Origin of the sequence: Micromonospora tulbaghiae, assembly GCF_900091605.1 — a bacterium.
GTDB lineage: Bacteria > Actinomycetota > Actinomycetes > Mycobacteriales > Micromonosporaceae > Micromonospora > Micromonospora tulbaghiae.
The window spans coordinates 691,860-715,287 of sequence record NZ_FMCQ01000001.1 but is presented as its reverse complement, the minus strand read 5'-3'; the positions used below and the strand labels follow the sequence as shown (position 1 = coordinate 715,287).

Sequence of the window (23,428 nt, the reverse complement as noted above, 5' to 3'; positions counted from 1 at the left end):
GCAGGACATCGTCCGCGCCTGCCAGCTCACCTCTCGCCCATGCGGAAGGATCTTCAAGACCGTGGCTGACGCACCGACCATCCGGATTCCCGACGAGATCAGGCCCGCCGACGGACGATTCGGCTGCGGCCCGTCCAAGGTCCGTCCGGCCGCGGTCTCCGCCCTCGCCGACGTCGCCACCAGCTACCTGGGCACGTCGCACCGGCAGAAGACGGTCCGCGACCAGGTGGCCCGGCTGCGCCGCGGCCTGGCCGAGTTCTTCTCCCTGCCCGAGGGGTACGAGGTGGTGCTCGGCAACGGCGGCACCACCGCGTTCTGGGAGGTCGCCACGTTCGGCCTGATCCGCGACCGGGCCCAGTTCGCCAGCTTCGGCGAGTTCGGCGCCAAGTTCGCCAAGTCGGTCTCCGACGCGCCGTTCCTCGGTGAACCGACCGTCCGCAAGTCCGACGCGGGCAGCGCCCCGTCGCTCGTGGCCGAGGCCGGCGTGGACGTCTACGCCACCCCGCACAACGAGACCTCCACCGGTGTCGCGGTGCCGATCAGCCGGGTCGCGGGCGCCGACGAGGGCTCGCTGCTGCTGGTCGACGCCACCTCCGGCGCGGGCGGGCTGGACGTGGACGTCGCCCAGACCGACGTCTACTACTTCGCCCCGCAGAAGTGCTTCGGCTCCGACGGCGGGCTCTGGCTGGCCCTGATGTCACCGGCCGCGTTGGCCCGGGCCACCGAGGTCAAGGAGTCGGGCCGCTACATTCCGGCCTTCCTCGACCTGGTCACCGCGATCGACAACTCGCGGCTGGAGCAGACGTACAACACCCCGGCGCTGGCGACCATCTTCCTGGCCGCGGAGCAGACCGACTGGATGAACTCGCAGGGCGGGCTGGCCTGGGCGGCCAAGCGCACCGCCGAGAGCGCCGGCATCGTGTACGGCTGGGCCGAGCGCTCGTCGTTCGCCACGCCGTTCGTGTCGGACCCGGCGTTGCGGTCCAACGTGGTCGCCACCGTCGACTTCGCCGACGGGGTGGACGCGACGGCGATCGCCAAGGCGCTGCGCGCCAACGGCATCGTCGACACCGAGCCGTACCGCAAGCTGGGCCGCAACCAGCTTCGGGTGGCGCTGTTCCCGGCCGTCGAGCCGGCCGACGTCGAGGCGCTCACCGCGTCCATCGACTACGTGGTCGAGCGACTCTGATCACTCCGTCACGGTGCGTGGCCGTCGGGGCTCCGGCGGCCACCCACCGTGATCGTTACCGCAGCTCAGTCACGACATGCCGGGGTGTCGCAGTCCCCATCGCCGGGTAGATGAGCGTACGGTGGTGCGAGACGCCCGGGTGGCCGGCTCCCGTGGCGTGACGGCCAGCGAAGCGGGACGGAGGCAAGCCCATGCGCCCAGTACGCTTCGTCGCCCTCTCCGAGGACGGCCAGGCCCTGGTGCTCGCCGACGAGGTGGGGCGCCTGCTGGCGCTGCCCATCGACGAGCGGATCGCGTCGGCGCTGCACGCCGAGCCGGGCGCCCCGCCGCTCGCGGTGGTGCCGAGCGCCACCGACCCGACGCCGTCGCTGTCCCCGCGGGACATCCAGGCCCGGATCCGGTCCGGCGAGTCCGCGGAGGACGTCGCCCGCATCGCCGGTGTACCAGTCGACCGGGTGCTGCGCTACGCCGGCCCGGTGCTCCAGGAGCGGGCCATGCTCGCCCAGCACGCCCGCCGCACCCGGCTCAAGGGCGCGGAAAAGCCGACCCCGCTGGCCGAGGTCGTCAACGGCCGGCTGGCCCAGCACGGCATCGACACCGAGAAGATCTCGTGGGACGCCTACCGCCGCGACGACGGCACCTGGCGGATCATCGCGACCTGGCCGTCCGGCAAGGCCACCGCGCAGGCGGTGTGGGATCTGGACAAGACCCGGCAGAACGTCGCCCCGCACGACGACATGGCGCAATACCTGTGCGCCGAGCGGCCCACGCCCATCCTCGGCCAGGAGCCGGCGCCGGAGCGGGGCGGCCACGCGCTGCCCGGTCCGTCGCGCGGCGAGCCGAGCCGGGGTGGGCACGGCCTGCCGGCCGGATCCGAGCACGCCCGTCCGGGGCGTGACCCGATCCGCGCCGGCCGGGACGCGCTGCTCGCCTCGCTGGACCGTCCGCTCGGCGGCACGTCCGGGCGTGGTCTCGACACCCGTTCCCCGGCCGCGCTGGCCGGGCAGGAGGCGCCCCGTCAGCGGGCCGTCGCAGGTGGTGCCGCGGCGCTGCTCGGTGGTGGGCAGGGTTCGGCCTTCGACGACGACTCGGACGCGCCGAAGGAGATCCCGGCCGTACCCTCGCTTGCCGTGCTGCGACCGCGCCGCACCGGCCCCGCGACGGCGACCGGCGGTGCGGGCGCCGAGTCCACCGAGGCCGGTGGCAAGCCGCGCAAGCGGCTGCCGAGCTGGGACGACGTCCTGTTCGGCACCGGCCCGGCGGCCCGCGAGTCATCCTGATCCATCGCTCCACCCTGGCTCGTTGACGAGGCACTCGAAGTGCCGGCGTGCCAGGGTGGAGGCATGGAGTACACGAACCTGGGACGCACCGGTCTGTCCGTGAGCCGACTCTGCCTCGGCACGATGAACTTCGGTCCGCAGACCGACGAGCCGGACAGCTTCGCCATCATGGACCGGTCGCTCGAACACGGGATCAACTTCTTCGACACCGCGAACGTCTACGGCTGGAAGCTCGGTGAGGGCGTCACCGAGCAGATCGTCGGCCGCTGGTTCGCGCAGGGCGGCGGGCGCCGCGACAAGGTCGTCCTCGCCACCAAGGTGTACGGAAAGATGGGCGAGTGGCCCAACGAGCAGGGCCTGAGCGCCCGGCACATCATCCGGGCCTGCGAGGACTCGCTGCGCCGGCTCCAGACCGACACGATCGACCTCTACCAGATGCACCACGTCTCCCGGACCACGCCGTGGGAGGAGATCTGGCAGGCGATGGAGACGCTCGTCGCCCAGGGCAAGGTGCTCTACGTCGGCTCGTCGAACTTTGCCGGCTGGCACATCGCGCAGGCGCAGGCCGCGGCCGGCAAGCGCAACTTCCTCGGCCTCGTCTCCGAACAGTCGATCTACAACCTGCTGACCCGCCACGTCGAGCTGGAGGTCGTCCCGGCCGCCCAGCACTACGGCCTGGGCATCATCCCCTGGTCGCCGCTGCACGGCGGGCTGCTCTCCGGCATCATCCGCAAGATGGCCGAGGGCAGCGCGGCGCGGGGCACCACCGGCCGCTCGGCCGACGCGCTGGCCGAGCACCGGAACACGATCGAGGCGTACGAGAAGCTGTGTGCCGACCTCGGCCACGACCCGGCCGACGTGGCGCTGGCGTGGCTGCTGTCCCGGCCGGGCGTGACCGCCCCGATCGTGGGTCCGCGCACCATGGACCAGCTCGACCGCAACCTGGGCGCCCTCGACGTCCACCTCGACGAGCCCACCCTCACGCGCCTCGACGAGTTGTTCCCGCCGGTGGGCAACGGCGGCCCCGGCCCAGAAGCCTGGGCCTGGTAAACCCTGCTTCCCTCTCCCCCTCCCCCTCCCTCTCGCCCTCCCCCGTCCCTTCCCCGCCCCGTTGATCTTGCAGTTTGTGCCTCGACTCGGGGCGGTTAGGGCGTTTTGCCCGGGCCGGAACTGCAAGATCGCGGGCGAGAGGGCGAGAGGGCGAGAGGGCGGGACGCGCGGGCGAGAGGGCGGGGGCGGGCTAGAGGGGCCAGGTTGTGACTCGGGTGTGGCTCGGGGGCGGGCCGGGATGGCTGTGGACCAGGGTGAGGCGGTCGGCGGGCCACTCCGGACCGGCGTATTCGTCCAGGGTCGCCAGGTCGGCGCGCAGGTCTGCCTCGGGCACCCGGTCGCCGGGGCGGGCGATGGTCAGGTGTGGCCGGAACGGCTTGTCGTCGCAGGGCAGCCCGGCTCCGCGCAGCCCGCCGCGGATCGAGCGGGCGAGCGCGTCGAGCGCCTCGACCTCGCCGCGCACGTCCACCCAGAGCACAGTGGACCGGCCCTGACCGAAACTGCCGCCACCGGCGAGGCGTAGCCGCGGGGAGCGAGCCGACCGGGCGGCCGAGGCGAGCGCCGACTCCACATCGGGCAGCCGGACGTCCGGCACCTCACCGAGGAAGGCGAGCGTGAGGTGCAGATTCGCCGGGTCGGCGAGCCGGGCGTGGCGGGCGGACGCGACCCGCAGGCCCTTGATCCGGGCGGTCAGGTCCGCGACCGCCACGGCAGGCGGGTAGATCGCCGCGAAGAGACGCACCCGGTCAGCGGTGCCGCTGGTGGTGCGCGGCGCGGGCGGCCGGCAGGGTCAGCCCGGCGGCGTGCAGCAGCCCTTCGACGCGTACCCGCTCGATCTCCCGGTCGACGCCGTCCAGCTCGGCCAGGTGCTCGGCGATGCCGAGCGCGTGGCAGGCGGCGCGCAGCCGTTCGTCGTACGCCTCGATGACGGCGCCGTGCCACACCACGCTGCGATCGGCGGCGGCGAGCCGGTGACCGCCGAGCCGGCGCAGGTCGGTGGCGAGTTGTTCGAGCGGACGGCGGCCGTCCTTGTCGAACTCGGTGAGGTCGATGTCGCGAGTCAGCGCCTCGGCCTCGATGGCCCGGTCGAGCCGCGCGATGGTACGGCGTTCCCGGCGCTGCTCCCGCCACTCGGCCCATCCGCAGGCGACCCGATCGATGATCTCGTCGGCGCAGAACAGCATCGCGAACAGGGCAGGCAGGCAGCAGACGGCGAGGATCGCCAGAGCCAGCAGCAGTCCCTGCCCCACTTCCACACATCGACGCTAAGCCCTGCCGCACCGGCCCGCCACCCGTTTGGGTAATCGGGCCGGTACGACCGGCTATGTGGGGCTACTTGGCTCCGGGCGACACCACGTAGAAGCGGGGCATGGGCAGCACCCGCATGCGCAGCCGGGCGCCGGAGCGGCGCAGCTGCCAGGTGAGCGCCAGCAGCGCGGCGGTGAGCGAGATCAGACCGCCGGCCCAGATGCTCGCGCCCGCGCCGTACTTCTCGGCGACCCAGCCGATCAGCGGCGCGCCGACCGGGTTGGTGCCCAGGAACACCAGCACCCACAGCGCCATCACCCGTCCCCGGAAGGACGCGTCGACACCGAGCTGTACGCGCTGGTTGGCGGCCTGGGCGAAGTAGATCATGAAGAACCCGGCGGGCAGCAGCAGCGTCACGACCAGCCAGTACGCCGGAGCGAGCCCGACGAGCGTGCCGAAGACCGCGCAGCCGATCGCGGCGCCGAGCACGAGCCAGACCGAGGGCCGGCTGCGCCGTCCGGTGCCGGCCAGCGCCCCGACCAGCGCGCCGGCCGCGAGGGCGGTGCTGAACAGGCCGAACGAGGCGGCACCGGTGTTGAACACGGTCTTCGCGAGCGCGGCGAGGGTGAGCTGGAAGTTGAACAGGCTCATCCCGATCACCGACATGAGGACCATCGGCAGCAGGATGTCGGGGCGGCGTGCCACGTACCGGAGGCCGTCGACCACCCGGGCCTGGTCCCGCTCGCCGACCGGCGGCAGGTCCTTGCGGTGCAACTCGTCGGTACGCATCCGGACCACGTTGACCAGCGGGGCGATCGAGCTGAGCGCGGTGACCAGGAAGACCGGGCCGACGTCGACGACGGCGATGGCCAGACCGGCGACGGCGGGGCCGACGATCCGGGCGGAGTTGAACACGGCTGCGTTGAGCGAGAGCGCGTTCGGCAGCAGCGGCATGCCGACCAGCTCGGAGACGAACGCCTGGCGGACCGGCGTCTCGACCGCGTTGGCGACGCCGAGCAGGGCGGCGAACGTGAAGACGTGCCAGAGCTGCACCAGGCCGGTGAGGACCAGGACGCTCATGCCCAGCGCGAGCACGGTCCAGAACGCGTTGGCGACGAAGAGCAGCATCCGCTTGTCGTAGCGGTCGGCGAGCCGGCCGGACAGCAGCGTGAGCAGGAGTACGGGCGTGAACTGCAACGCGGTGACCACGCCGAGCGCGGTCGCGGAGTTGTCGCTGAGCTCAAGGACGAGCCAGTCCTGGGCGATGAACATCATCCAGACGCCGATCAGTTTGATCAGCTGTCCGGTGGCGAAGAGTCGATAGTTTCGGACTCGTAGGGACTGGAACATCGTGCTCAGCTTGGCCTGCACTCTAGGTGCGCCTCCTTGCGTCGGTACGCTTCATCCACAGCTGACGAAGCGAACCGCGGGCGGCGGTGTCAGGCGCGAGCGATGCCCTGGAGGATGTCCGCGGCCCGCCGTAGCGTTTCGCGTTCGTCCTCGGTCAGCGCGGCCAGCCGGGTGGCCAGCCACTCGTCACGGGCCTGATCGAACTGTTCGAGCACGGCCCTTCCCCCTTCGGTCGCCGCCAGGATGACCTGCCGTCCGTCGGTCGGGTGGGGGGTACGCTGCACGAGGCCGCGCTCCTCCAACTTCGAGACGATCTTCGTCATCGTGGGCGGCTGCACCCGTTCGACATCAGCCAGTTCCCGCGGCGTGAGGGCGCCCGCCAGATTGAGGCTGGTGAGCGCCGACAGCTGGGTGACCGTGAGGTCGCCGACCGGCCGGGCCTGTCGGACCCGCCGGTTGAGCCGGGTGATCGCATTTCGCAGCTGAGGGGCCAGCTGCGCCGGTGGCACGCGTTTCGCCGTCACCGTCCGCTCCGTCACACTCGTTAGCTTAACTAATGAGCCTGGCTAACGACATGCGTTATGACCAGGCTCACCAGCGTCAGAGCAACACGGACTCGACCGGCCCGCGCAGGAAGTACACGATGAACAGCACGGCGACCCCGTACAGGAGCGGGTGGACCTCGCGGGCCTTACCCTTCGCCACCTTCAGCAGCACGAAGCTGATCACGCCGGCCCCGATGCCGTTGGAGATCGAATAGGTGAACGGCATGAGCGCGATGGTGAGGAACGCCGGGATGGCGATCTCGTAGTCGGTCCAGTCGATCGTGCGGACCGCCGTCATCATCAGGAAGCCGACCACCACCAGCGCCGTCGAGGCGGCCTCGAACGGCACGATCAGCGACAGCGGCGCCAGGAACATGGCGAGCAGGAACAACGCGCCGGTGACCAGGTTGGCCACCCCGGTCCGGGCGCCCTCCGCGACACCTGCGGCGCTCTCGATGTACGACGTGTTGCTGGACACCGAGGCGGCGCCACCCGCGGCGGCGGCGATCGAGTCGACGAGCAGGATCTCCTTGGCCTTCGGCGGGGTGCCCGTCTCGTCGAGCATGTCCCCCTCCTGGCCGATCGCGACCATCGTGCCCATGGTGTCGAAGAAGTCCGTGATCAGCAGCGTGAAGATGAACATCAGCGGCACCAGCCAGCCGACCCGGCTCCACGAGTTGAGCACGTTGAACTGGCCCAGCAACGACAGGTCGGGCAGGTCCACGATCTGTTTGGGCAGCTCGGGCACGTTCAGCGCCCAGCCCTTCGGGTTCGGCTTGCCGTCGACGAAGGACGGGCCGACGTTGGCGATCGCCTCGACCACGATGGCCAGCACGGTGGAGGCCAGGATGCCGATCAGGATCGCGCCCCGGACCCGGCGTACCACCAGGACCAGCGTGATCAGCAGGCCGACCACGAAGACGAGCATCGGCCAGCTGACGATCTTGCCGTTGATGCCCAGCCCGACCGGCACCGTGGAGTTCGCCGCGTCCGGCACGCGCCGGACGAAACCGGCGTCGACCAGGCCGATGATCGTCAGGAACAGACCGATACCGACGCCGATCGCGGTCTTGAGCTGCGTCGGCACCGAGCGGAACACAGCGGTACGCAGTCCGGTGAGCACCAGGATGCCGATCAGCACACCCTCGATGACCACCAGGCCCATCGCGTCCGCCCAGGTCATCTGCGGCGCGATCTCGTAGGCGACGAGCGCGTTCACGCCCAGGCCGGCCGCGAGCGCGATCGGGAACCGGGCCACCACACCCATCAGGATGGTCATCAAACCGGCGACCAGCGCCGTCGCCGCGGCGAGCGCCGGAATGGCCAGCGAACGGCCGTCGCCGTCCTTCCCGCTGCCCAGGATCAGCGGGTTCAACACCACGATGTACGCCATCGTGAAGAACGTGGCGAAACCGCCTCGCAGCTCCCGGCTCAGCGTGGACCCACGCTCCGAGATCAGGAAGAAGCGGTCGAAGGCGTTACGTGGATGCGCGGGATCGGGCGGCGTGCCGTGATCCGGCGGCGGAGCAATGGACATCGGGTCCTCATCTAGGTCATCGGCCGGGTTTTGTCGCGCGCATCGTCCCAGATCACCTGGCAGACAGGGAAGAACGATCACGTACGCTGGGCCCGTGTCACAGGAGCAACAGCCGCGGCCGGAGCCGCTCGACCCGCCGATGGTGCCGTTCGCCGTCGCCGGGCTGATCGCCTGGGCGGTGGCCGGCCTGGTGCTACTGGCCTTCTTCCGGGACTGGCTCACCGAATCCGGGCGTCAGAACTGGCTCTGGACCTGCCTGGCCGGTTTCCTGTGGGGCTTCCCCGGCCTGGCGACGATGATGCGGCACGACGCCAACCGGCGTCGCCGCCGCGCGGCCGCCGCACAGCGACAGCCCTGACCCGTCAGGGGTGGCCGTACGGCTCCGCCGGCTCGGCCGTCGCCACCGAGCCCGGGGCCCGGCTGACGGTCATCGCCTCGACCGCGCTGTCGTCGTACACCGTGGGCAGCTCGTCGACGGACGTCTCGGCCGCTTCGATCATCGTCTCCGAGTGCGCGCCGCACCCGTGGTCGGCGCTCACCACCCGGCCGTCGTCCGGGGCGTAGAAGTTGCCGCAGGCGCCGAACGCCAGGCGCAGCGAACCGGCGAGCGGCAGGTAGAAACCGCAGGTGCCGCAGCGGGCGGCGGCCGGCGCGGCGACCGAGATCGCGGCGTCCGGGCCGTGGTCGCCGTCGTACCAGCGCTGGGCGGCCTCGGCGCGGCCCTCCCGGGACAGCACCCGGGCCCGGCCCAGGCCCAGCTCCCAGGCGGCCTCCTCCACGGCCGGGTCGTCGGAGAGCAGGTAGCCGGGGGCGAGCCGCTCGTCGTCGGCCGGGGTGGGCAGCAGGTCGCCCGGACCCAGGTCGCCCGGCTTGAGCCGCTCCTGCCAGGGCAGCCAGCCCGGAGCGAGCAGCGCGTCCGGGCCGGGCAGCAGCACCGTCTCGCAGATGGTGACGTGCCGGCTGCGCGGCACCCGGGTCACCGTGACGGCCCAGCGCCAGCCGCGGTAACCGGCCATCCGGCATTCGAAGTAGTGGGTGACCACCCGGTCACCCTCGGCGACCGCCTGGAGATGATCGCCGATGTCGGTCGGCTCCACCTCGGTGATCGCGTCGCGGGCCACCTCGACGGCGGCGGCGCAAACCTGGTCGAGCCGGGGAGCGCGGGCGGAGGCGGGCCTGGTCACCCGACCATTGTTCCCCATGCCCGTCCACGGGCGACAGGCACTCCCCGGAGTCATTGTCTCCGGGTGATGCGGCACACGCCGAGCGGATGGGCGAGGATGGGACGCATGGCGCTGTCCTCCCGCTCCGGCCGCTCCTTCCTCGGGCGGACCGTCGGCACCGCCATCCGCGCCACCCGGCTGCTGCTGCGGGGCTCGCTGCACGGCGGGCGCTGGATGACCCGGCGGGCCGGCACCGCCCGGGCCCGCAGTGCCGGCAACGAGGTGGGCATGGTCCGCCTGTTCGACCTGCACGCGCTCTCCTGCGCCGGCGACACCCTCATCGCCATCGGCCTGGCCGGGACGATCTTCTTCGACGTGCCGCTGGGCGAGGCCCGCAACAAGGTCGCCCTCTACCTGCTGGTGACCATGGTCCCGTTCGCCATGCTCGCCCCGGTGGTCGGCCCGCTGCTCGACCACTTCCGCCACGGCCGGCGGTACGCGCTCGCCGCCACCATGCTGGGCCGGGCGTTCCTGGCCTGGCTGATCTCCGACTACATCGGCGGCTTCGGGCTCTACCCGGCGGCGTTCGGCGTGCTCGCGCTCTCCCGGGCGTACGGGGTGGCCCGCTCGGCGGCGGTCCCCCGGCTGCTCCCCGAAGGGCTGGGCCTGTCCCAGGTCGGGGCGCGCGCGAGCGTCTACGGCACGGTGGCCGGTGCGCTCGTCGCGCCGATCGGGCTGGCCGCGTTCTGGTTCGGGCCGCAGTGGCCGCTGCGGGTCGCCTCGGTGATCTTCCTGATCGGCATGGTGATCTCGCTCCGGCTGCCGCCGAAGGCCGACTCCGAGCCGCCGGAGCGGATGCCGCACCCGCTGCGCGCACTGCGCCGCCGCGACGGCGAGCGCCCGCTGGGCCGGGGCCGTCCCAGCGGCCGGTTGGTGATCGCCACGCTGATCGGCGCGGCGGCGCTGCGCGGGCTCTACGGCTTCCTACTGCTGTTCCTGGCCTTCGCGATCAAGGCCGGTGACCTGACCACCGACTTCTTCGGCCGCGACCTCGGCGCCCAGGGCGCGCTGGGCCTGGTCGGCGGCGCGCTGGCGGTCGGCACGTTCCTGGCCACCGCGATCGGCACCCGGCTGCGCATCCACCGGCCGACAGCGCTCCAGTCCAGCGGCACGATCGTGGTGGCCGGTGTGGCGGTGCTCGCCGCGCTGAAGTTCTCGCTGCCCATGGTGGGGCTGCTCTGCCTGGTGGCCGCGATGATGAGCGGGATCGCCAAGCTCGCCGTGGACGCCTCGATCCAGGAACGCATCCCGGAGCGGCTGCGCGCCAGCTCGTTCGCGCACTCGGAGACCGCGCTGATGCTGGCGTTCGTGGCCGGGGGCGGGCTCGGGCTGGTGCCGTTCACCGGCCTGATCGGCGTGACGGTCGCCGCCGCGGTGGCCGCGCTGGTGGCCGTACGCGGGGTGCTGGTCGCGGGCAAGCTGCGCGGTGAGCACCTGGTCGGCCGTCCGCTCGGCGACCAGGAGCTGGCGGCGGAGCAGGCCACCCGGGCCGAGGAACCGGCCGCCACCTCGTTCGACGATCCGGCGCCCACGTCACCGGCGCCCCAACGCGCCGGCCCGCCGGACGACGACGGGCTGGCGCCGCCCGGCTTCCACATCTACCGGCCCTCCTCCTCGGTGGGCGGTCCCGGCGCCGTGGAGGACACCGAGCGGCGCGATCCCCGGGGTCCGGTGGCGTGAGCGGCTTGCTCGTGGTCACGGCCGTGCCGGCCGAGGCCGAGGCGATCCGTGCCGGGCTCACCGCACCGGACCGGACGACATCGCGCGTGACTCCGCCGGATGTGACGGTGCTGCCCGTCGGGGTCGGCCCGGCCGTCGCCGGGGCCGCCACGGCACGGCTGCTGGCGCTGGCCGAGGCGGCCGGGCGGCCGTACCGGGCGGTGGTCAGCGCGGGCATCGCCGGTGGGTTCGCCGGCCGGGTCGCGGTGGGCGGCACGGTGCTCGCCGACCGCAGCGTCGCCGCCGACCTCGGCGCCGAGTCGCCGGCCGGTTTCATCCCGGTGGAGGACCTGGGCATGCCTCCCGAGCTGCTGGGCGGCGGCCGGACCGTGCCCGCCGATCCGGGCCTGCTGGCCCGTCTGCGCGCCGCGCTGCCGGGGGCCACGGTCGGCACGGTGCTCACCGTCAGCACGGTGACCGGCACCGCCGCCAGCACCGCGGCGCTCGCCGAACGGCACCCGGACGCGGTGGCCGAGGCCATGGAGGGGTACGGCGTGGCGGTCGCCGCCGCCCAGGCCGGTGTGCCCTTCGCCGAGCTGCGGACCGTCTCCAACCCGATCGGCCCGCGCGACCGGAGCGCGTGGCGCATGCGCGAGGCGTTCACCGCGCTCACCGCCGCCGCTGCCGCCCTCCACTGATCTTGTCCACCTGTGGACAAGCCTGTGGACAACTCGTCGGGCTGGGGACGGACGGCCTCAGACCGTGATGACGACCTTGGCTCGCGCGTGCTCGGCTTCGAGGTAGCGGACGGCCTCGGGCACCTCGTGCAGCGCGTAGGTGCGGTCGACGACCGCCGTGAGGCGGCCGGCCTCGGCGTGCTCGCGCAGCGCGTCGAGGTGCGCCCGGCCGGGTGACGTGGCGAGGACGACGACGCGCTGCCGGACGAACGGCGCCAGCAGCCGTCCCCGCGCCAGCAGCCCGATCGGGCCGAGCAGGCTGCCGCCGCGGTAGACGCCGCCGCCGGAGAGCACGAGCGTCCCGGCCGGCGTGAGCGCGCGCCGCAGCGCGGTCAGGGAGCGGTTGCCGACCAGGTCGAACACCACGTCGTGGCGGTCTCCCGCGCCGGTGAAGTCGTCGCGGGTGTAGTCGACCACGTGGTCCGCGCCGAGCGAGCGGACCAGCGCGACGTTGCGGGTGCTGCACACGCCGGTAACCGTCGCGCCGAGCGCCTTCGCCAGCTGGACGGCGAGCGTGCCGACGCCGCCGGAGGCCCCGTTGATCAGGACGCGGTGACCGGGCCGGACCTGCCCGGCGTCGCGCAGCCCCTGGAGCGCGGTGACGCCTGCCAGCGGCAGGGCCGCCGCCTGCGCCGGCGTCAGGTTCGCCGGACGCGGCGCGACCAGGTGCTCGGGTACGCGCACGTACTCGGCGAACGCGCCGTCGGCCTCGCCCAGGTCGCCGAAGACGGCGTCGCCGGGGCGTACCTGCCGCACCTGGGCGCCGACGGCCTGGACCCGGCCGGCGAAGTCGCGGCCACGGACGCGGGCCCGGGGCCGCCCGAGGCCGAGCGCCAGCCGCGACAGCCGGGGGTCGCCGCGCATGACGTGCCAGTCGTACGCGTTCAACGCGGCGGCCTCGACCCGGACGAGGACGTCACCGGGGCCGGGCGCGGGCGTCTCGACGTCGGCGAGCATGAGTGTCTCCGGGGGGCCGTACCGGTCCTGGACGATCGCCTTCATGTCCCACTCCCTCCCTGGTGTACGGCGTACACCCTGATGGGACCAGGCTAGGTGTACGGCGTACACCAGTCAAGGCGGTTACTGTGTCAACGGCCACCGGGAGGACTGGGGACGACATGGCTGAGCGGGTGGAGACGGTGCGCCGGGCACCCCTGACCAGGGATCGCGTCCTGCGTGCCGCCGTCGCGCTCGCCGACCGGACCGGGATCGAGTCGCTCAGCATGCGCAACCTCGCGCAGGATCTGGGCGTCGTGCCGATGGCCCTGTACAAACACGTCGCCAACAAGGACGAACTGCTCGACGGCATGATCGACATCGTCGTCGCGGAGATCGACCCGCCGGCCGCCGGCGACTGGAAGCAGGCGATCCGCCGCCGCGTCCTGTCGGCGCGGCGGATGCTGCTCCGCCACCCCTGGGCCTCGCTGGCGATCGAGTCCCGGGCCATGGCCACACCGGCCGTGCTCGCCTACCTCGACTCGACTGTCGGCGCGTTGCGGGCGGGCGGGTTCTCCACCGACCTGGCCCACCACGTCATGCACGCGCTGGGCAGCCGGGTGCTGGGCTTCAGCCAGGAACTGTTCGACGCCTCCCGGCAGGCCGGCCGGTCCGGCGCGACGGTGCCCGAGGCGCCGGCCGATCTGCCGCCGGAGATGGCCGCCCGCTTTCCCAACCTCGCGGCCATCGCCACGGCGGCGTCCCACGACGGCGACTCCGTCGTCGGGCCGGGCTGCGACGACCAGTTCGAGTTCGAGTTCGCGCTGGACCTGCTGCTGGACGGCATCGAACGGCTGCACCGGGACGGCTGGACGTCACACCGGACGCCGTGACGGGCGGGCCGGGCGCCGGGGTTACGGTGGGACCGTGGCGCTCTCCCTGGCGATCTCCCCCTGCCCCAACGACACGTTCGTCTTCGACGCCCTGGTGCACGGCCGGGTGCCGGGTGCGCCGCCGGTGGAGGTGACCTACGCGGACGTCGACATCACGAACACCGCCGCCGAGCGGGGCGCGTTCGACCTGGTGAAGGTCAGCTACGCCGCGCTGCCCTGGCTGCTCGACGACTACCACCTGCTGCCCTGCGGCGGCGCGCTGGGCCGCGGCTGCGGCCCGCTGGTGCTGACCCGGGGTGACCGGACCGACCTGTCCGGCGCGACGGTGGCGGTGCCCGGCGAGCGGACCACCGCGTACCTGCTGTTCCGCCTCTGGGCGGCCGACCAGGCCCCGGCGCGCATCGAGGTGGTGCCGTTCCACGAGATCATGCCGGGCGTGGCCGCCGGCCGGTACGACGCGGGCCTGGTCATCCACGAGGCGCGCTTCACCTACCCGCGGCACGGGCTGACCGCTCTGGTCGACCTGGGCGAGTGGTGGGAGGGCGACACCGGGCTACCGATCCCGCTCGGCGCGATCCTGGCCCGCCGGGGCGCTCTCGACCCGGTCGAGGCCGCCGCGTGGATCCGCGAGTCGGTACGCCAGGCGTGGGCCGACCCGGAGGCCAGCCGCGAGTACGTCCTCGCGCACGCGCAGGAGATGGAGCCCGACGTGGTGGACCGGCACATCGGCCTCTACGTCAACGAGTTCACCGCCGACCTGGGAGGGGCCGGCTTCGCCGCCGTGGAGGCGCTGCTGGGCCGGGCCGCCGACGCCGGGCTCGTGCCTCAGACCTCCAGCTCGCGCGCCACCGCGTGGACCAGCTGAGCGATCTTCTGGGCGGCCTTGCGGTCCGGGAAGCGACCCCGGCGCAGGTCCGGCTGCACCTTCGCCTCCAGCACCTTGATCATGTCTTCCACCAGGCCGTGAAGTTCCTCCGCCGGCCGGCGGCGCAGCTCCGCCACCGACGGCGGGGCCTCCAGCAGCTTGACCCCCATCGCCTGGGCGCCCCGCCGGCTGTCCACCACGCTGAAATCGACCCGCTGGCCACCCTTCAGGTCGGCGACACCCGCCGGTAGCGCGCCCTTCGGCAGGAACACGTCGCCACCCTCGTCACTGGTGACGAACCCGTACCCCTTGGCGGCGTCGTACCACTTCACTCGACCCGTCGGCACCTGTTGAACCCCGCTCCACTCGAACCGTCTACCCCTCCAAGGCTAGCCCGATGATCCGGTCCAGCGCCCTCGGGAATTCGACGAGATCATCAAGCACCAGGTACGCCCCGGCCTCGGTCAGTTCGGCGGCCGAGCAGGGGCCGGTCGCCACTGCCACGCCCGGGATTCCCGCGGCCCGCGCGGCGGCCATGTCGGCCACGTGGTCGCCCACGTACAGCGTCGCGCCGTGCTCCCGCAACGCGACCGCCTTCTGCTCGGCGAACACGTCCCCGGCCAGCTCGTCCACGGGCAGCCCGAGGTGGTCCAGGTGCAGCTTCGCCAGCCGGCCCATCTTCGCCGTCACCACCATCGTCCGGCCGCCGCGCGCCTGCACCCCGCGCAGCGCGGCCTCCGCACCCGGCATCGGCACGGTCGGGGTGATCGCGTACGCCGGATACAGCTCCCGGTAGAGCGTCACCGCCTCCTCCACCCGCTCCGGCGGGAACCAGTGCGCCAGCTCGGTACGCAGCGGCGGGCCCAGCCGCGAGACGGCCAGTTCCCCGTCCACGTGCACGCCCGTGCGCGCGGTCAGCGCCCGGAACGCGGCGGCGATCCCGGGGCGGGAGTCGACCAGGGTCATGTCGAGGTCGAAGCCGACCATCAGCGGAGGCATGCCGAGAACCTACCCAGCGGGCTAGCGTGGTACGACGATGACCACCTCACTCGCCGACCACCTGCGGGCCCTCCCCGACGAGTCGCTTGCCGCCCTGCTCCAGCTGCGGCCGGACCTCGTCGTGCCGGTGCCGGCCGACGTGTCCGCCCTCGCCCTGCGCGCCCAGTCCCGGGTCTCCGTGGCCCGGGCGCTCGACGGGCTGGACCAGTTCACCCTCCAGATCCTCGACGCCGCCCGGCTCACCCGGGGCCCCGAGGGCGCCACCTCCACCGACCAGATCCTGGCCATGGCCACCGCCGGGCCGCAGCCGCCCGCACCGACGGCGGTCCGCGCCGCCGTCGACCGGCTCCGGGCCCGGTTCCTGCTGTACGGCCCCGAGCACGACCTGTGCGTGGCCGGCGGCATCGACGAGGTGTCCCCGTACCCGGCGGGGCTGGGCCGACCGGCGGCGGAGCTGGACCCGCGCGCGGCGGCGCTCTGCGCGGACCCGGCGAAGCTGCGGCGGACGCTGCTGTCCGCGCCGCCCTCGGCCCGGGCGGTCCTGGACCGGCTCGCCGCCGGGCCGCCGGTCGGGACCGTGGCCCCCGGTGCGCTGGAGGCCCCCGCCACCGGCGCCGAGGACGTGCTCCCGCCCGACCTGGTCAACGGCGGAGCGCCGACCGGCTCCCCGATCCGCTGGCTCGTCGAGCACCGGCTGCTGGTGCGAATGTCGGGCGGCCGCAACGGCACCGTCGAGCTGCCCCGTGAGGTGGGGCTGGTGCTGCGCCGCGACTCCGGCCCGCTCGGCCCGCTGCGCACCAGCCCGCCGGTGGTCTCCGGCCCGCCCCGCGAGGTCAAGTCCGTCGACTCGGCCGGGGCCGGGCAGACCATGGAGGTGGTCCGGCACACCGAGGCGATGCTGGAGGCGCTGACCGCGGAGCCGGCGCCGGTGCTGCGTTCCGGTGGCGTCGGCGTACGCGACCTGCGGCGGCTCGCCCGTGGCCTCGGGCTGGACGAGCCGGCCACCGCGCTGCTGTTCGAGGTGGCGTACGCGGCCGGGCTGACCGGGGAGATGGAGCTGACCGGCGCGGCCACCACCCGGTACGGCGGCGACCAGCAGATCCTGCCCACCGGCGGGTACGAGGTGTGGCGCGCGGTGTCGCTGGCCCAGCGCTGGGAGCAGCTCGCCCGCGCCTGGATGTCGATGCCCCGCCAGGCCGGCCTGATCGGGCAGCGCGACGACCGGGACCGGCCCATCTCGGTGCTCTCCGCCGAGGCGGAACGGGCCGGCGCGCCGGCCGCCCGGCGCGCGGTGCTGGCCGTGCTGGCCGACCTGCCACCCGGTACCGCACCGACCACCGACGAGGTGCTGGAGCTGCTGGACTGGCGCGCGCCCCGGCGGGCCCGAGGGCGGGAGACGGCGCACCGGGAGGTGCTGGCCGAGGCCGCCACGCTGGGCGTGACCGGGCTCGGCGCGCTCACCTCGTACGGGCGGCTGCTGCTCGCCGAGCTGACCGAGGCCGACGAGCGCGGTGACGACCCGCTCGGGCTGCGCTCCGACGCCGAGTCGGGCGACGCGTCGACGACCGTACGGGCGCTGGACGGGCTGCTGCCCGCGCCGGTCGACCACGTGCTGGTGCAGGCCGACCTGACAGTGGTGGTGCCCGGACCGCCCGACCCGGCGCTCGCCGGCGAGCTGGACGTGGTGGCCGAACACGAGTCGGCGGGCGGAGCCAGCGTGCACCGGGTCACCACGGCGAGCATCCGGCGGGCGCTCGACGCCGGGTACACCGCGGACGACCTGCACGCGCTGTTCCGCCGCCGGTCGCGTACCCCGGTGCCGCAGGGCCTGACCTATCTGGTCGACGACGTGGCCCGCAAGCACGGCGGGCTGCGCGTCGGTGCGGCCGGCGCGTACGTGCGCAGCGACGACGAGGTGCTGCTCAGCGAGGTGCAGGCGGACCGGCGACTGGAGCCGCTGGCGTTCCGCCGGCTCGCGCCCACGGTGCTCGTCACGCCGTATCAGGTCAACCGGATGCTGACCGCGTTGCGCGACGCCGGGTACGCCCCGGTGCCCGAGGACGCCAGCGGAGCGATGGTGCTGGCGCGGACGAAGACCCGGCGGGCGCCGACCCGTACCGCGATCGGCCGTGCCGTGGATCCGCTCGCCACGCCGAAGCTGCCGATGCCCCGCCTGCTCGGCGTGGTGGAGCAGATCCGCCGGGGCGAGGCGGCGGCCCGGGCGGCACGGCGGGCCCCGGCGGTGGTCCGCGGCGCCCCGGCGGCGGGTGGGCCCACGCCCGTGTCCGGGCACGGCGACGCGCTGGCGGTGCTCCAGCAGGCGGTACGGGACAAGGCGCTGGTCTGGGTGGGCTACGTCGACGCGCACGGGGCGACCGCGTCCCGGCTGGTCCGCCCGGTGTCCATCGGCGCCGGCTACCTGCGCGCCGAGGACGACCGGACGGAGATGCTGCACACGTTCGCGCTGCACCGGATCACGGCCGCCGTGCTGGAGGAGTGAGCTACTCCCCGTTGCGCCGCAGCGTGCCGATCACCGACACGGCCAGCAGCAACGCGAACGCGGCACCGGCCGACTCGCCCACCGAGTCGACGAAGCCCTGCTGCTGCACCAGCAGCCCGAACAGGAACCAGCCGAACACCCCCGCTGCGGCGGCCGCATAGGCGAGCAGGACCGCCGTGGGCACCTCCTGCTGCCGCGTCCGCTCGTCCTCGGGAAGCACGTCCTGGTCAACGGTCATGACAGTCCCTCCCCGTCCCGGCATGGACCCGGCTTCCAGGGTTGCACCAACCGGAGCGCGCGGACAGGGGTTAAAACCCTGATCCGGGCGGTCCGGTCACGGGTAGGGGCGGGCTCGGCTGCCGTGCCGGCCGGTTCAGGTGCCGGGGCGGCGGCCGATCACGACCACGCGGGTGCCGACCGAGCCCAGCTCCCACAGGCGCACCGCGTCGCGGTGCAGCAGGTTGACGCAGCCGTGCGAGCCGATCGCGCCGTTGTGCAGGTAGGTGGTGGTCTCGTGGAAGCCGATCCCGCCGTTGAACTGCTGCCAGTACGGCAGCCACACCTCGTACGGGTTGGACCACTCGCGCGGGTTCTTCCGGCCCACCGAGTACGTGCCGGCCGGGGTGGCGTAGCCGGACATGCCCGTACGGGTGACTGTCGGGCCCATCACCACGGTGCCGCCGCGCATCGCCCAGACCGTCTGCCGGGTCAGGTCGACGCAGAAGGTGAGCCGGGAACCGGTCTTGCATCGCGCGGTGTCGGTGGCGGCGAGCCGCTTCGCCACGTCGTAGGTGGTGGGGCCGGCACGGCCGGAGGACGGGCTGATCCCGTACCGGATCTGGAACTTCTTGATCGCGGCGCAGTCGGCGGCGGACTGCTCGCCGTCCACTGTCAGCGTCCCGAAGCCGCCCAGCCGGGTCAGGTAGGTCTCCACGGCCCGCTGGTGCTCCCCCTGCGGGCACCCGGCGGACGCGCTGGGCTTCGGCTTGGGCTTCGTCGTCTTCGTCGCTTCGGGCGACCGGGAGGGTTTCGGCGAGGCCGTCCGGCTCGGCTGCGCCGACGGGGACGTGACCGGCTGTTCCGGCGTTGGCGACGCGCTCGCCCCCGATGCTCCCTCCGTCAGCCCGACCGGGCCGGGGGTGCTCCCCCCGGCGCCTTCCGCCTGCGGATCGAGCGCGCAGGCGCCGACACCGACCAGCACGACCACTGCCAGGGCGGTGGCCCGGGCGAGAATCCGGACACGCTGCATGGGCCCTCCCTGGACAGTTGTCCCGCTTGCTAGACGTGTGGGACGAGTATGACGTTGCCTGTCCAGCGAGACTTTTTGCGGCACCCTCCGGCGTGCAACACTGGATGGTCGGCCTGCGGCAGGTCAGCCGGGGTGGCGACGGGGTACCGGGCGGCGGGGTTCCGGGCGATGCGAGAGGACGCTGGCGTGAGCGGTGGACCACTGATCGTGCAGTCGGACAAGACGCTGCTGCTGGAGGTGGATCACCCCGACGCGCAGGCATGCCGGATGGCGATCGCGCCGTTCGCCGAGCTGGAACGCTCCCCCGAGCACGTGCACACCTACCGGCTCACGCCGCTGGGCCTGTGGAACGCCCGGGCCGCCGGCCACGACGCCGAGGGCGTGGTCGACTCGCTGATCAAGTACTCGCGCTACCCGGTGCCGCACGGGCTGCTCGTCGACGTGGCCGAGACGATGGACCGGTACGGCCGGCTCCAGCTCGCCAACGACCCGGTGCACGGCCTGGTGCTGCGCGCGCTGGACCGGGTGGTGCTGATCGAGGTGGCGAAGAGCAAGAAGCTCGCCGGCATGCTCGGCGCGAAGCTGGACGACGACACCATCGCGGTGCACCCGTCCGAGCGGGGGCGGCTCAAGCAGGCGCTGCTCAAGCTGGGCTGGCCGGCCGAGGACCTGGCCGGGTACGTGGACGGCGAGGCGCACCCGATCGAGCTGGCCGAGTCCGGCAAGGACGGCGGAAAGCCGTGGACGCTGCGGTCGTACCAGCGGGAAGCCGTCGAGGCGTTCTGGGCCGGCGGGTCCGGCGTGGTGGTGCTGCCCTGCGGCGCCGGCAAGACGCTCGTCGGGGCGGCGGCGATGGCCGAGGCGAAGGCGACCACGCTGATCCTGGTCACCAACACGGTGGCCGGACGGCAGTGGAAGCGGGAGCTGATCGCCCGCACGTCGCTGACCGAGGAGGAGATCGGCGAGTACTCGGGTGAGCGCAAGGAGATCCGCCCGGTCACCATCGCCACGTACCAGGTGCTCACCGCGCGGCGCGGCGGCGCGTTCACCCACCTGGACCTGTTCGGCGCCCGCGACTGGGGCCTGGTCGTCTACGACGAGGTGCACCTGCTGCCCGCGCCGATCTTCCGCTTCACGGCGGACCTCCAGGCCCGCCGCCGGCTCGGCCTCACCGCGACGCTGGTACGCGAGGACGGCCGGGAGGGCGACGTGTTCAGCCTGATCGGCCCGAAGCGGTACGACGCGCCGTGGAAGGACATCGAGCAGCAGGGCTGGATCGCCCCGGCGGAGTGCACCGAGGTACGGGTGACGCTCACCGACGCCGAGCGGCTGGCGTACGCGACGGCGGAGGCCGAGGAGCGCTACCGGATGGCGGCGACCGCCCGCACCAAGCTGCCTGTGGTGCGGGCGCTGGTGGACCGGCACCCGTCCGAGCAGGTCCTCGTCATCGGCGGGTTCCTCGACCAGTTGCACCAGCTCGGCGAATACCTGGACGCGCCGATCGTGCAGGGCTCCACCACGAACAAGGAGCGCGAGCGGCTGTTCGACGCGTTCCGCTCCGGCGAGGTGCGGACCCTGGTGATCTCCAAGGTCGGGAACTTCTCCATCGACCTGCCGGAGGCGGCGGTGGCTATCCAGGTGTCCGGCACGTTCGGCTCGCGTCAGGAGGAGGCGCAGCGGCTGGGCCGGGTGCTGCGCCCGAAGGCGGACGGCCGGCAGGCGCACTTCTACACGGTGGTCTCCCGGGACACCATCGACACCGAGTACGCGGCGCACCGGCAGCGGTTCCTGGCCGAGCAGGGGTACGCGTACACGATTGTCGACGCCGACGACGTCCTCGGCCCGAAGTTGCCGACCGTCGACTGAGATCTTGTCGCGCCCGTTCGGCTGGTCCGCTCAGATCGTCAACAGACCTCCGTTTCGGGTCTGGTCCTTCACCGCGATCAGGTTTGCGACGACGTACGGGATGTTGTTCGCCTGGTGGAAATCGCTCGGGAAGTACGTGCCCAGGCGAGACACCTGGAATCGGCAGCGGATCTCCGGCACGAAGCGTGCGTACTGGTCGTTGGTGAAATACCAGAACGAGTTCTCGTTGTAGAACGCGACGTGCGTCGGGTCCTGGTACGCGCCCCGTCCGTCCGAACTGGGCGTCAGGGACAGCAGCAACCCGTTCGGGGCGAGGACCCGGTACAACTCGTTGAAGATCCCGATCTTGTCCGGGACGTGCTCGAGGAAGTCGACCGCCCGGATCACCCCGACGCTGTTGTCCGGCAGGTCGATCCCCTTCGTGACGTCACAGACGATGTCCACGCCGTCTCCGGCGCGGCGATCCAGCCCGAGGAACCCCTCCGGCTTGTTGTGTGCCGCTCCCATGTCCAGGGCCAGCAGGTCCCGCCGTTTCGCCCAGGCCAACGCGTTGAACTGGATGTTGCGGTCGTAAATCTCCACGGACCGCCGCTGGATGCGCGCGTTGACCTCAGGGTCGCGCTGGGTGTTGCGGGTGTGCATCCGTTGCAGGTAAAGGCACTTGGGGATCTGGTGGAACTCGGCCGCCTGGTACAGCCGGCACATCAGGTCCAGGTCGTCGGCCACGTCGAGTTCCTCGTTGTAGCCGCCCACCTTCTCGTACAGATCCCGTCGGAACGCCCGGACGTGGTTCGGGGCGTACCAGATGTAGCTGACGTTGTGCGGCGTCGGCTCCAGCGAGTAGCAGGCCAACACCTCACGCCCGTCGACCCGCTCGTCGCGGTAGCGCCACCCGTGCGCGGCGGCGAACCGCGAGTCGTCCCGGCCGCCGTCCTCGCAGATCTGGGCCGTGTCGCTGTAGACGAAGCCCACCCCGGGGTTCGCGTCGAAGGCGGCCACGACCTCCGCCAGGCAGTTGCTGCTGAGCAGGTCGTCGTCGTCGAGTTCGACGAGGATGTCCCCGTACGCCTCGGCGCAGGCCTGTCGCTTCACCGCACCGACACCGGACAGCCCGTCCCGCACCAGGAGGCGGATCCGTGGATCGTTCGCCTCGGGGCGCCACCGGGTGCCCTGGTTGAGAATGACCACCCATTCCCAGTCCGCGTACGTCTACGCCAGCAGAGACTGCAAACAATCGTCCAGGAAGCGGGTCCGGTTGCTACCCGTGAAAACCGTGACGTGTGGCGCCTTCACCACGCGATCACCTCTTTGCCTTCTGCGGGCGGAAGTCCTCGGGGACCGCCGATGCCAGCTTCGGATCTGCATCGATCGCCGACGCGAACGCCTTCCGGGCACCCGTCCGGTCGTTCTGCTTGACGAGCATCAACCCCAGCCGCAGGTACGCCGTGGAAGCGCCCTCGTCGGCACCGACGATCTTGCGGTACAGCGCGACCGCCTCGTCCGGCTCCGCCTCCTCCAACAGGATCGCCTTGTTGTAGAGGGCGGGCCGGTAGGAGCCGTCGATCTGCAGCGCCTTGTCGTAGGCCGCCACCGCTTCGTCGGTTGCGTCACGGGACTGGGCGAGGTAGCCGAGGTTGAACCAGGCGAACTTGTTGTCCCCCTGAAGCGCGACCACCTTCTCGAAGGTTGCCTTCGCCTCGTCGGACTTGCCGGCCTGACCCTGCTCGATACCTTCCTGGAGCAGGACCTTCGGGTCCCCCTGTGCGGCCCCTGGAGCGACGGTCCCGCCGGATCCCTTCGTTGCGGGTGTCTTGTCGTCACTGCACGCACCCACCCCAGCCAGTAGTACGGAGCCGCAGGCAAGTGTGCCGAACACCTGTCGCATTCTCACTGTCTTCCTCTTCCTGCCGATCATTCTGGATGTGTGCTTCGCCGATCACGGTGCGGCGGGCGCGCAGATGACGTAGACGAGGCCGGGCTCTGTCCCCAAGAAGTTGGCCTGCCATCCGACCGGCGTATCTCCGTCTACGAGCGGGGCATCCACGTTCACGGTCCCGTTGGTGATGTAGCCGCCGCCCGTCGCCACTTCGCCGGCGGGGCAGCTGACGCTTTGGAAGCCGGTCGCAGGCTCATCAGAAGAGACGACATGAACGCCCGCCAGGACACCCTGGGCACCCTGTGGACCCTGCGGGCCGCTCGGACCCTGCGCGCCGGTCACACCCTGTGGCCCTTGCTCACCCTGGAAACCCTGCGGACCCTGCGGACCGGACGAGCCCTGCGGACCCTGTGCGCCGGTCACACC

Annotated in this window: 23 protein-coding genes; 10 read left to right on the top strand and 13 right to left on the bottom strand. The window is 72.5% G+C overall.

Annotated elements, in window-relative coordinates; genetic code table 11:
* Window positions 1-61: 61 nt before the first annotated feature.
* From serC to GA0070562_RS03415, 3 genes are all read left to right on the top strand, one after another.
* A complete protein-coding gene (serC, locus tag GA0070562_RS03425; RefSeq protein ID WP_091414721.1) occupies window positions 62-1,189 on the top strand; it encodes a phosphoserine transaminase in 1,128 nt (375 codons plus the stop codon).
* Window positions 1,190-1,380: 191 nt separating this feature from the next.
* The gene (sepH, locus tag GA0070562_RS03420) at window positions 1,381-2,469 is read left to right on the top strand and encodes a septation protein SepH (protein WP_091414719.1); all 1,089 of its coding nucleotides are present in this window, start codon (window positions 1,381-1,383) and stop codon (window positions 2,467-2,469) included.
* Between the two features lie 63 nt (window positions 2,470-2,532).
* Entirely contained in the window at window positions 2,533-3,519 is a 987-nt protein-coding gene (locus GA0070562_RS03415; protein ID WP_091414717.1) for an aldo/keto reductase, read from the top strand.
* A 190-nt stretch (window positions 3,520-3,709) separates the two neighbouring features.
* Here the strand turns inward: GA0070562_RS03415 and thpR are convergent, their stop codons facing one another.
* The 5 genes from thpR to GA0070562_RS03390 all read right to left on the bottom strand — a co-directional run bounded on the left by thpR (window position 3,710) and on the right by GA0070562_RS03390 (window position 8,199).
* Window positions 3,710-4,261 carry an RNA 2',3'-cyclic phosphodiesterase gene (gene thpR / locus GA0070562_RS03410; protein ID WP_091414715.1) on the bottom strand — a complete coding sequence of 184 codons (552 nt, stop codon included), beginning with the start codon at window positions 4,259-4,261 and terminating at the stop codon, window positions 3,710-3,712.
* A 4-nt stretch (window positions 4,262-4,265) separates the two neighbouring features.
* The gene (locus GA0070562_RS03405; protein ID WP_091414713.1) at window positions 4,266-4,775 is read right to left on the bottom strand and encodes a hypothetical protein; all 510 of its coding nucleotides are present in this window, start codon (window positions 4,773-4,775) and stop codon (window positions 4,266-4,268) included.
* A gap of 76 nt (window positions 4,776-4,851) precedes the next feature.
* Window positions 4,852-6,138, bottom strand: a complete 1,287-nt coding sequence (locus GA0070562_RS03400) for an MFS transporter (protein ID WP_091414710.1) — start codon at window positions 6,136-6,138, stop codon at window positions 4,852-4,854.
* Between the two features lie 68 nt (window positions 6,139-6,206).
* Window positions 6,207-6,656 carry a MarR family winged helix-turn-helix transcriptional regulator gene (locus GA0070562_RS03395; protein ID WP_175438602.1) on the bottom strand — a complete coding sequence of 150 codons (450 nt, stop codon included), beginning with the start codon at window positions 6,654-6,656 and terminating at the stop codon, window positions 6,207-6,209.
* 61 nt (window positions 6,657-6,717) lie between these two features.
* The gene (locus tag GA0070562_RS03390; RefSeq protein ID WP_091414707.1) at window positions 6,718-8,199 is read right to left on the bottom strand and encodes an NCS2 family permease; all 1,482 of its coding nucleotides are present in this window, start codon (window positions 8,197-8,199) and stop codon (window positions 6,718-6,720) included.
* A gap of 94 nt (window positions 8,200-8,293) precedes the next feature.
* On the opposite strand from GA0070562_RS03390, the gene GA0070562_RS03385 reads away from it, so the two are divergent.
* Window positions 8,294-8,557: a DUF2530 domain-containing protein gene (locus tag GA0070562_RS03385; RefSeq protein ID WP_091414704.1), complete on the top strand. Its 264-nt coding sequence runs from the start codon at window positions 8,294-8,296 to the stop codon at window positions 8,555-8,557.
* Window positions 8,558-8,561: 4 nt separating this feature from the next.
* Here the strand turns inward: GA0070562_RS03385 and GA0070562_RS03380 are convergent, their stop codons facing one another.
* The gene (locus GA0070562_RS03380) at window positions 8,562-9,401 is read right to left on the bottom strand and encodes a DUF3027 domain-containing protein (protein ID WP_091414701.1); all 840 of its coding nucleotides are present in this window, start codon (window positions 9,399-9,401) and stop codon (window positions 8,562-8,564) included.
* A gap of 87 nt (window positions 9,402-9,488) precedes the next feature.
* Between GA0070562_RS03380 and GA0070562_RS03375 the strand changes: the two genes are divergently transcribed.
* Window positions 9,489-11,102 (top strand): MFS transporter, encoded by a 1,614-nt coding sequence (locus GA0070562_RS03375; RefSeq protein ID WP_091414699.1) that lies wholly within the window; start codon window positions 9,489-9,491, stop codon window positions 11,100-11,102.
* Entirely contained in the window at window positions 11,099-11,779 is a 681-nt protein-coding gene (locus GA0070562_RS03370) for a futalosine hydrolase (RefSeq protein ID WP_091414697.1), read from the top strand. The genes GA0070562_RS03375 and GA0070562_RS03370 overlap by 4 nt, the downstream gene beginning before the upstream one ends.
* A 57-nt stretch (window positions 11,780-11,836) precedes the next feature.
* On the opposite strand, the gene GA0070562_RS03365 is transcribed toward GA0070562_RS03370, so the two are convergent.
* The gene (locus GA0070562_RS03365; RefSeq protein ID WP_091414695.1) at window positions 11,837-12,820 is read right to left on the bottom strand and encodes an NAD(P)-dependent alcohol dehydrogenase; all 984 of its coding nucleotides are present in this window, start codon (window positions 12,818-12,820) and stop codon (window positions 11,837-11,839) included.
* A 116-nt stretch (window positions 12,821-12,936) separates the two neighbouring features.
* Here GA0070562_RS03365 and GA0070562_RS03360 point away from each other — a divergent pair, with 116 nt between their 5' ends.
* Entirely contained in the window at window positions 12,937-13,647 is a 711-nt protein-coding gene (locus GA0070562_RS03360; protein WP_091414692.1) for a TetR/AcrR family transcriptional regulator, read from the top strand.
* 34 nt (window positions 13,648-13,681) lie between these two features.
* A complete protein-coding gene (locus GA0070562_RS03355) occupies window positions 13,682-14,512 on the top strand; it encodes a 1,4-dihydroxy-6-naphtoate synthase (protein ID WP_091414689.1) in 831 nt (276 codons plus the stop codon).
* Here GA0070562_RS03355 and GA0070562_RS03350 read toward each other — a convergent pair.
* Window positions 14,473-14,859 carry a cold-shock protein gene (locus GA0070562_RS03350; RefSeq protein ID WP_073826071.1) on the bottom strand — a complete coding sequence of 129 codons (387 nt, stop codon included), beginning with the start codon at window positions 14,857-14,859 and terminating at the stop codon, window positions 14,473-14,475. The genes GA0070562_RS03355 and GA0070562_RS03350 overlap by 40 nt on opposite strands.
* A 28-nt stretch (window positions 14,860-14,887) precedes the next feature.
* Complete coding sequence (locus GA0070562_RS03345; protein ID WP_091414687.1) at window positions 14,888-15,511, bottom strand: HAD family hydrolase; 624 nt, start codon at window positions 15,509-15,511, stop codon at window positions 14,888-14,890.
* A 37-nt stretch (window positions 15,512-15,548) separates the two neighbouring features.
* On the opposite strand from GA0070562_RS03345, the gene GA0070562_RS03340 reads away from it, so the two are divergent.
* Complete coding sequence (locus GA0070562_RS03340; RefSeq protein ID WP_091414686.1) at window positions 15,549-18,011, top strand: helicase-associated domain-containing protein; 2,463 nt, start codon at window positions 15,549-15,551, stop codon at window positions 18,009-18,011.
* A gap of 1 nt (window position 18,012) precedes the next feature.
* Here GA0070562_RS03340 and GA0070562_RS03335 read toward each other — a convergent pair whose 3' ends face one another.
* Together GA0070562_RS03335 and GA0070562_RS03330 are read right to left on the bottom strand one after the other, a co-directional pair.
* Window positions 18,013-18,249, bottom strand: a complete 237-nt coding sequence (locus tag GA0070562_RS03335) for a hypothetical protein (RefSeq protein WP_091414684.1) — start codon at window positions 18,247-18,249, stop codon at window positions 18,013-18,015.
* A gap of 135 nt (window positions 18,250-18,384) precedes the next feature.
* On the bottom strand, window positions 18,385-19,260 hold the full coding sequence (locus GA0070562_RS03330) for a L,D-transpeptidase family protein (RefSeq protein ID WP_091414682.1): 876 nt from the start codon (window positions 19,258-19,260) through the stop codon (window positions 18,385-18,387).
* Window positions 19,261-19,446: 186 nt separating this feature from the next.
* Here GA0070562_RS03330 and GA0070562_RS03325 point away from each other — a divergent pair, with 186 nt between their 5' ends.
* On the top strand, window positions 19,447-21,126 hold the full coding sequence (locus GA0070562_RS03325; protein ID WP_091414681.1) for a DNA repair helicase XPB: 1,680 nt from the start codon (window positions 19,447-19,449) through the stop codon (window positions 21,124-21,126).
* 30 nt (window positions 21,127-21,156) lie between these two features.
* On the opposite strand, the gene GA0070562_RS03320 is transcribed toward GA0070562_RS03325, so the two are convergent.
* Together GA0070562_RS03320 and GA0070562_RS03315 are read right to left on the bottom strand one after the other, a co-directional pair.
* Window positions 21,157-22,314: a glycosyltransferase gene (locus GA0070562_RS03320; RefSeq protein WP_217493402.1), complete on the bottom strand. Its 1,158-nt coding sequence runs from the start codon at window positions 22,312-22,314 to the stop codon at window positions 21,157-21,159.
* Between the two features lie 112 nt (window positions 22,315-22,426).
* Window positions 22,427-23,002 carry a tetratricopeptide repeat protein gene (locus tag GA0070562_RS03315; protein WP_175438601.1) on the bottom strand — a complete coding sequence of 192 codons (576 nt, stop codon included), beginning with the start codon at window positions 23,000-23,002 and terminating at the stop codon, window positions 22,427-22,429.
* Between the last annotated feature and the right edge of the window lie 426 nt (window positions 23,003-23,428).

Bases quoted from the DNA above. Each gene is read 5' to 3' on its own strand.
- GA0070562_RS03360 (WP_091414692.1), top strand. From the start codon at position 12,937: ATGGCTGAGCGGGTGGAGACGGTGCGCCGGGCACCCCTGACCAGGGAT.
- GA0070562_RS03345 (WP_091414687.1), bottom strand. From the start codon at position 15,511: ATGCCTCCGCTGATGGTCGGCTTCGACCTCGACATGACCCTGGTCGAC.
- GA0070562_RS03330 (WP_091414682.1), bottom strand. From the start codon at position 19,260: ATGCAGCGTGTCCGGATTCTCGCCCGGGCCACCGCCCTGGCAGTGGTC.
- GA0070562_RS03335 (WP_091414684.1), bottom strand. From the start codon at position 18,249: ATGACCGTTGACCAGGACGTGCTTCCCGAGGACGAGCGGACGCGGCAG.
- GA0070562_RS03380 (WP_091414701.1), bottom strand. From the start codon at position 9,401: ATGGGGAACAATGGTCGGGTGACCAGGCCCGCCTCCGCCCGCGCTCCC.
- sepH (WP_091414719.1), top strand. From the start codon at position 1,381: ATGCGCCCAGTACGCTTCGTCGCCCTCTCCGAGGACGGCCAGGCCCTG.
- GA0070562_RS03415 (WP_091414717.1), top strand. From the start codon at position 2,533: ATGGAGTACACGAACCTGGGACGCACCGGTCTGTCCGTGAGCCGACTC.
- GA0070562_RS03375 (WP_091414699.1), top strand. From the start codon at position 9,489: ATGGCGCTGTCCTCCCGCTCCGGCCGCTCCTTCCTCGGGCGGACCGTC.
- GA0070562_RS03340 (WP_091414686.1), top strand. From the start codon at position 15,549: ATGACCACCTCACTCGCCGACCACCTGCGGGCCCTCCCCGACGAGTCG.
- GA0070562_RS03390 (WP_091414707.1), bottom strand. From the start codon at position 8,199: ATGTCCATTGCTCCGCCGCCGGATCACGGCACGCCGCCCGATCCCGCG.
- GA0070562_RS03365 (WP_091414695.1), bottom strand. From the start codon at position 12,820: ATGAAGGCGATCGTCCAGGACCGGTACGGCCCCCCGGAGACACTCATG.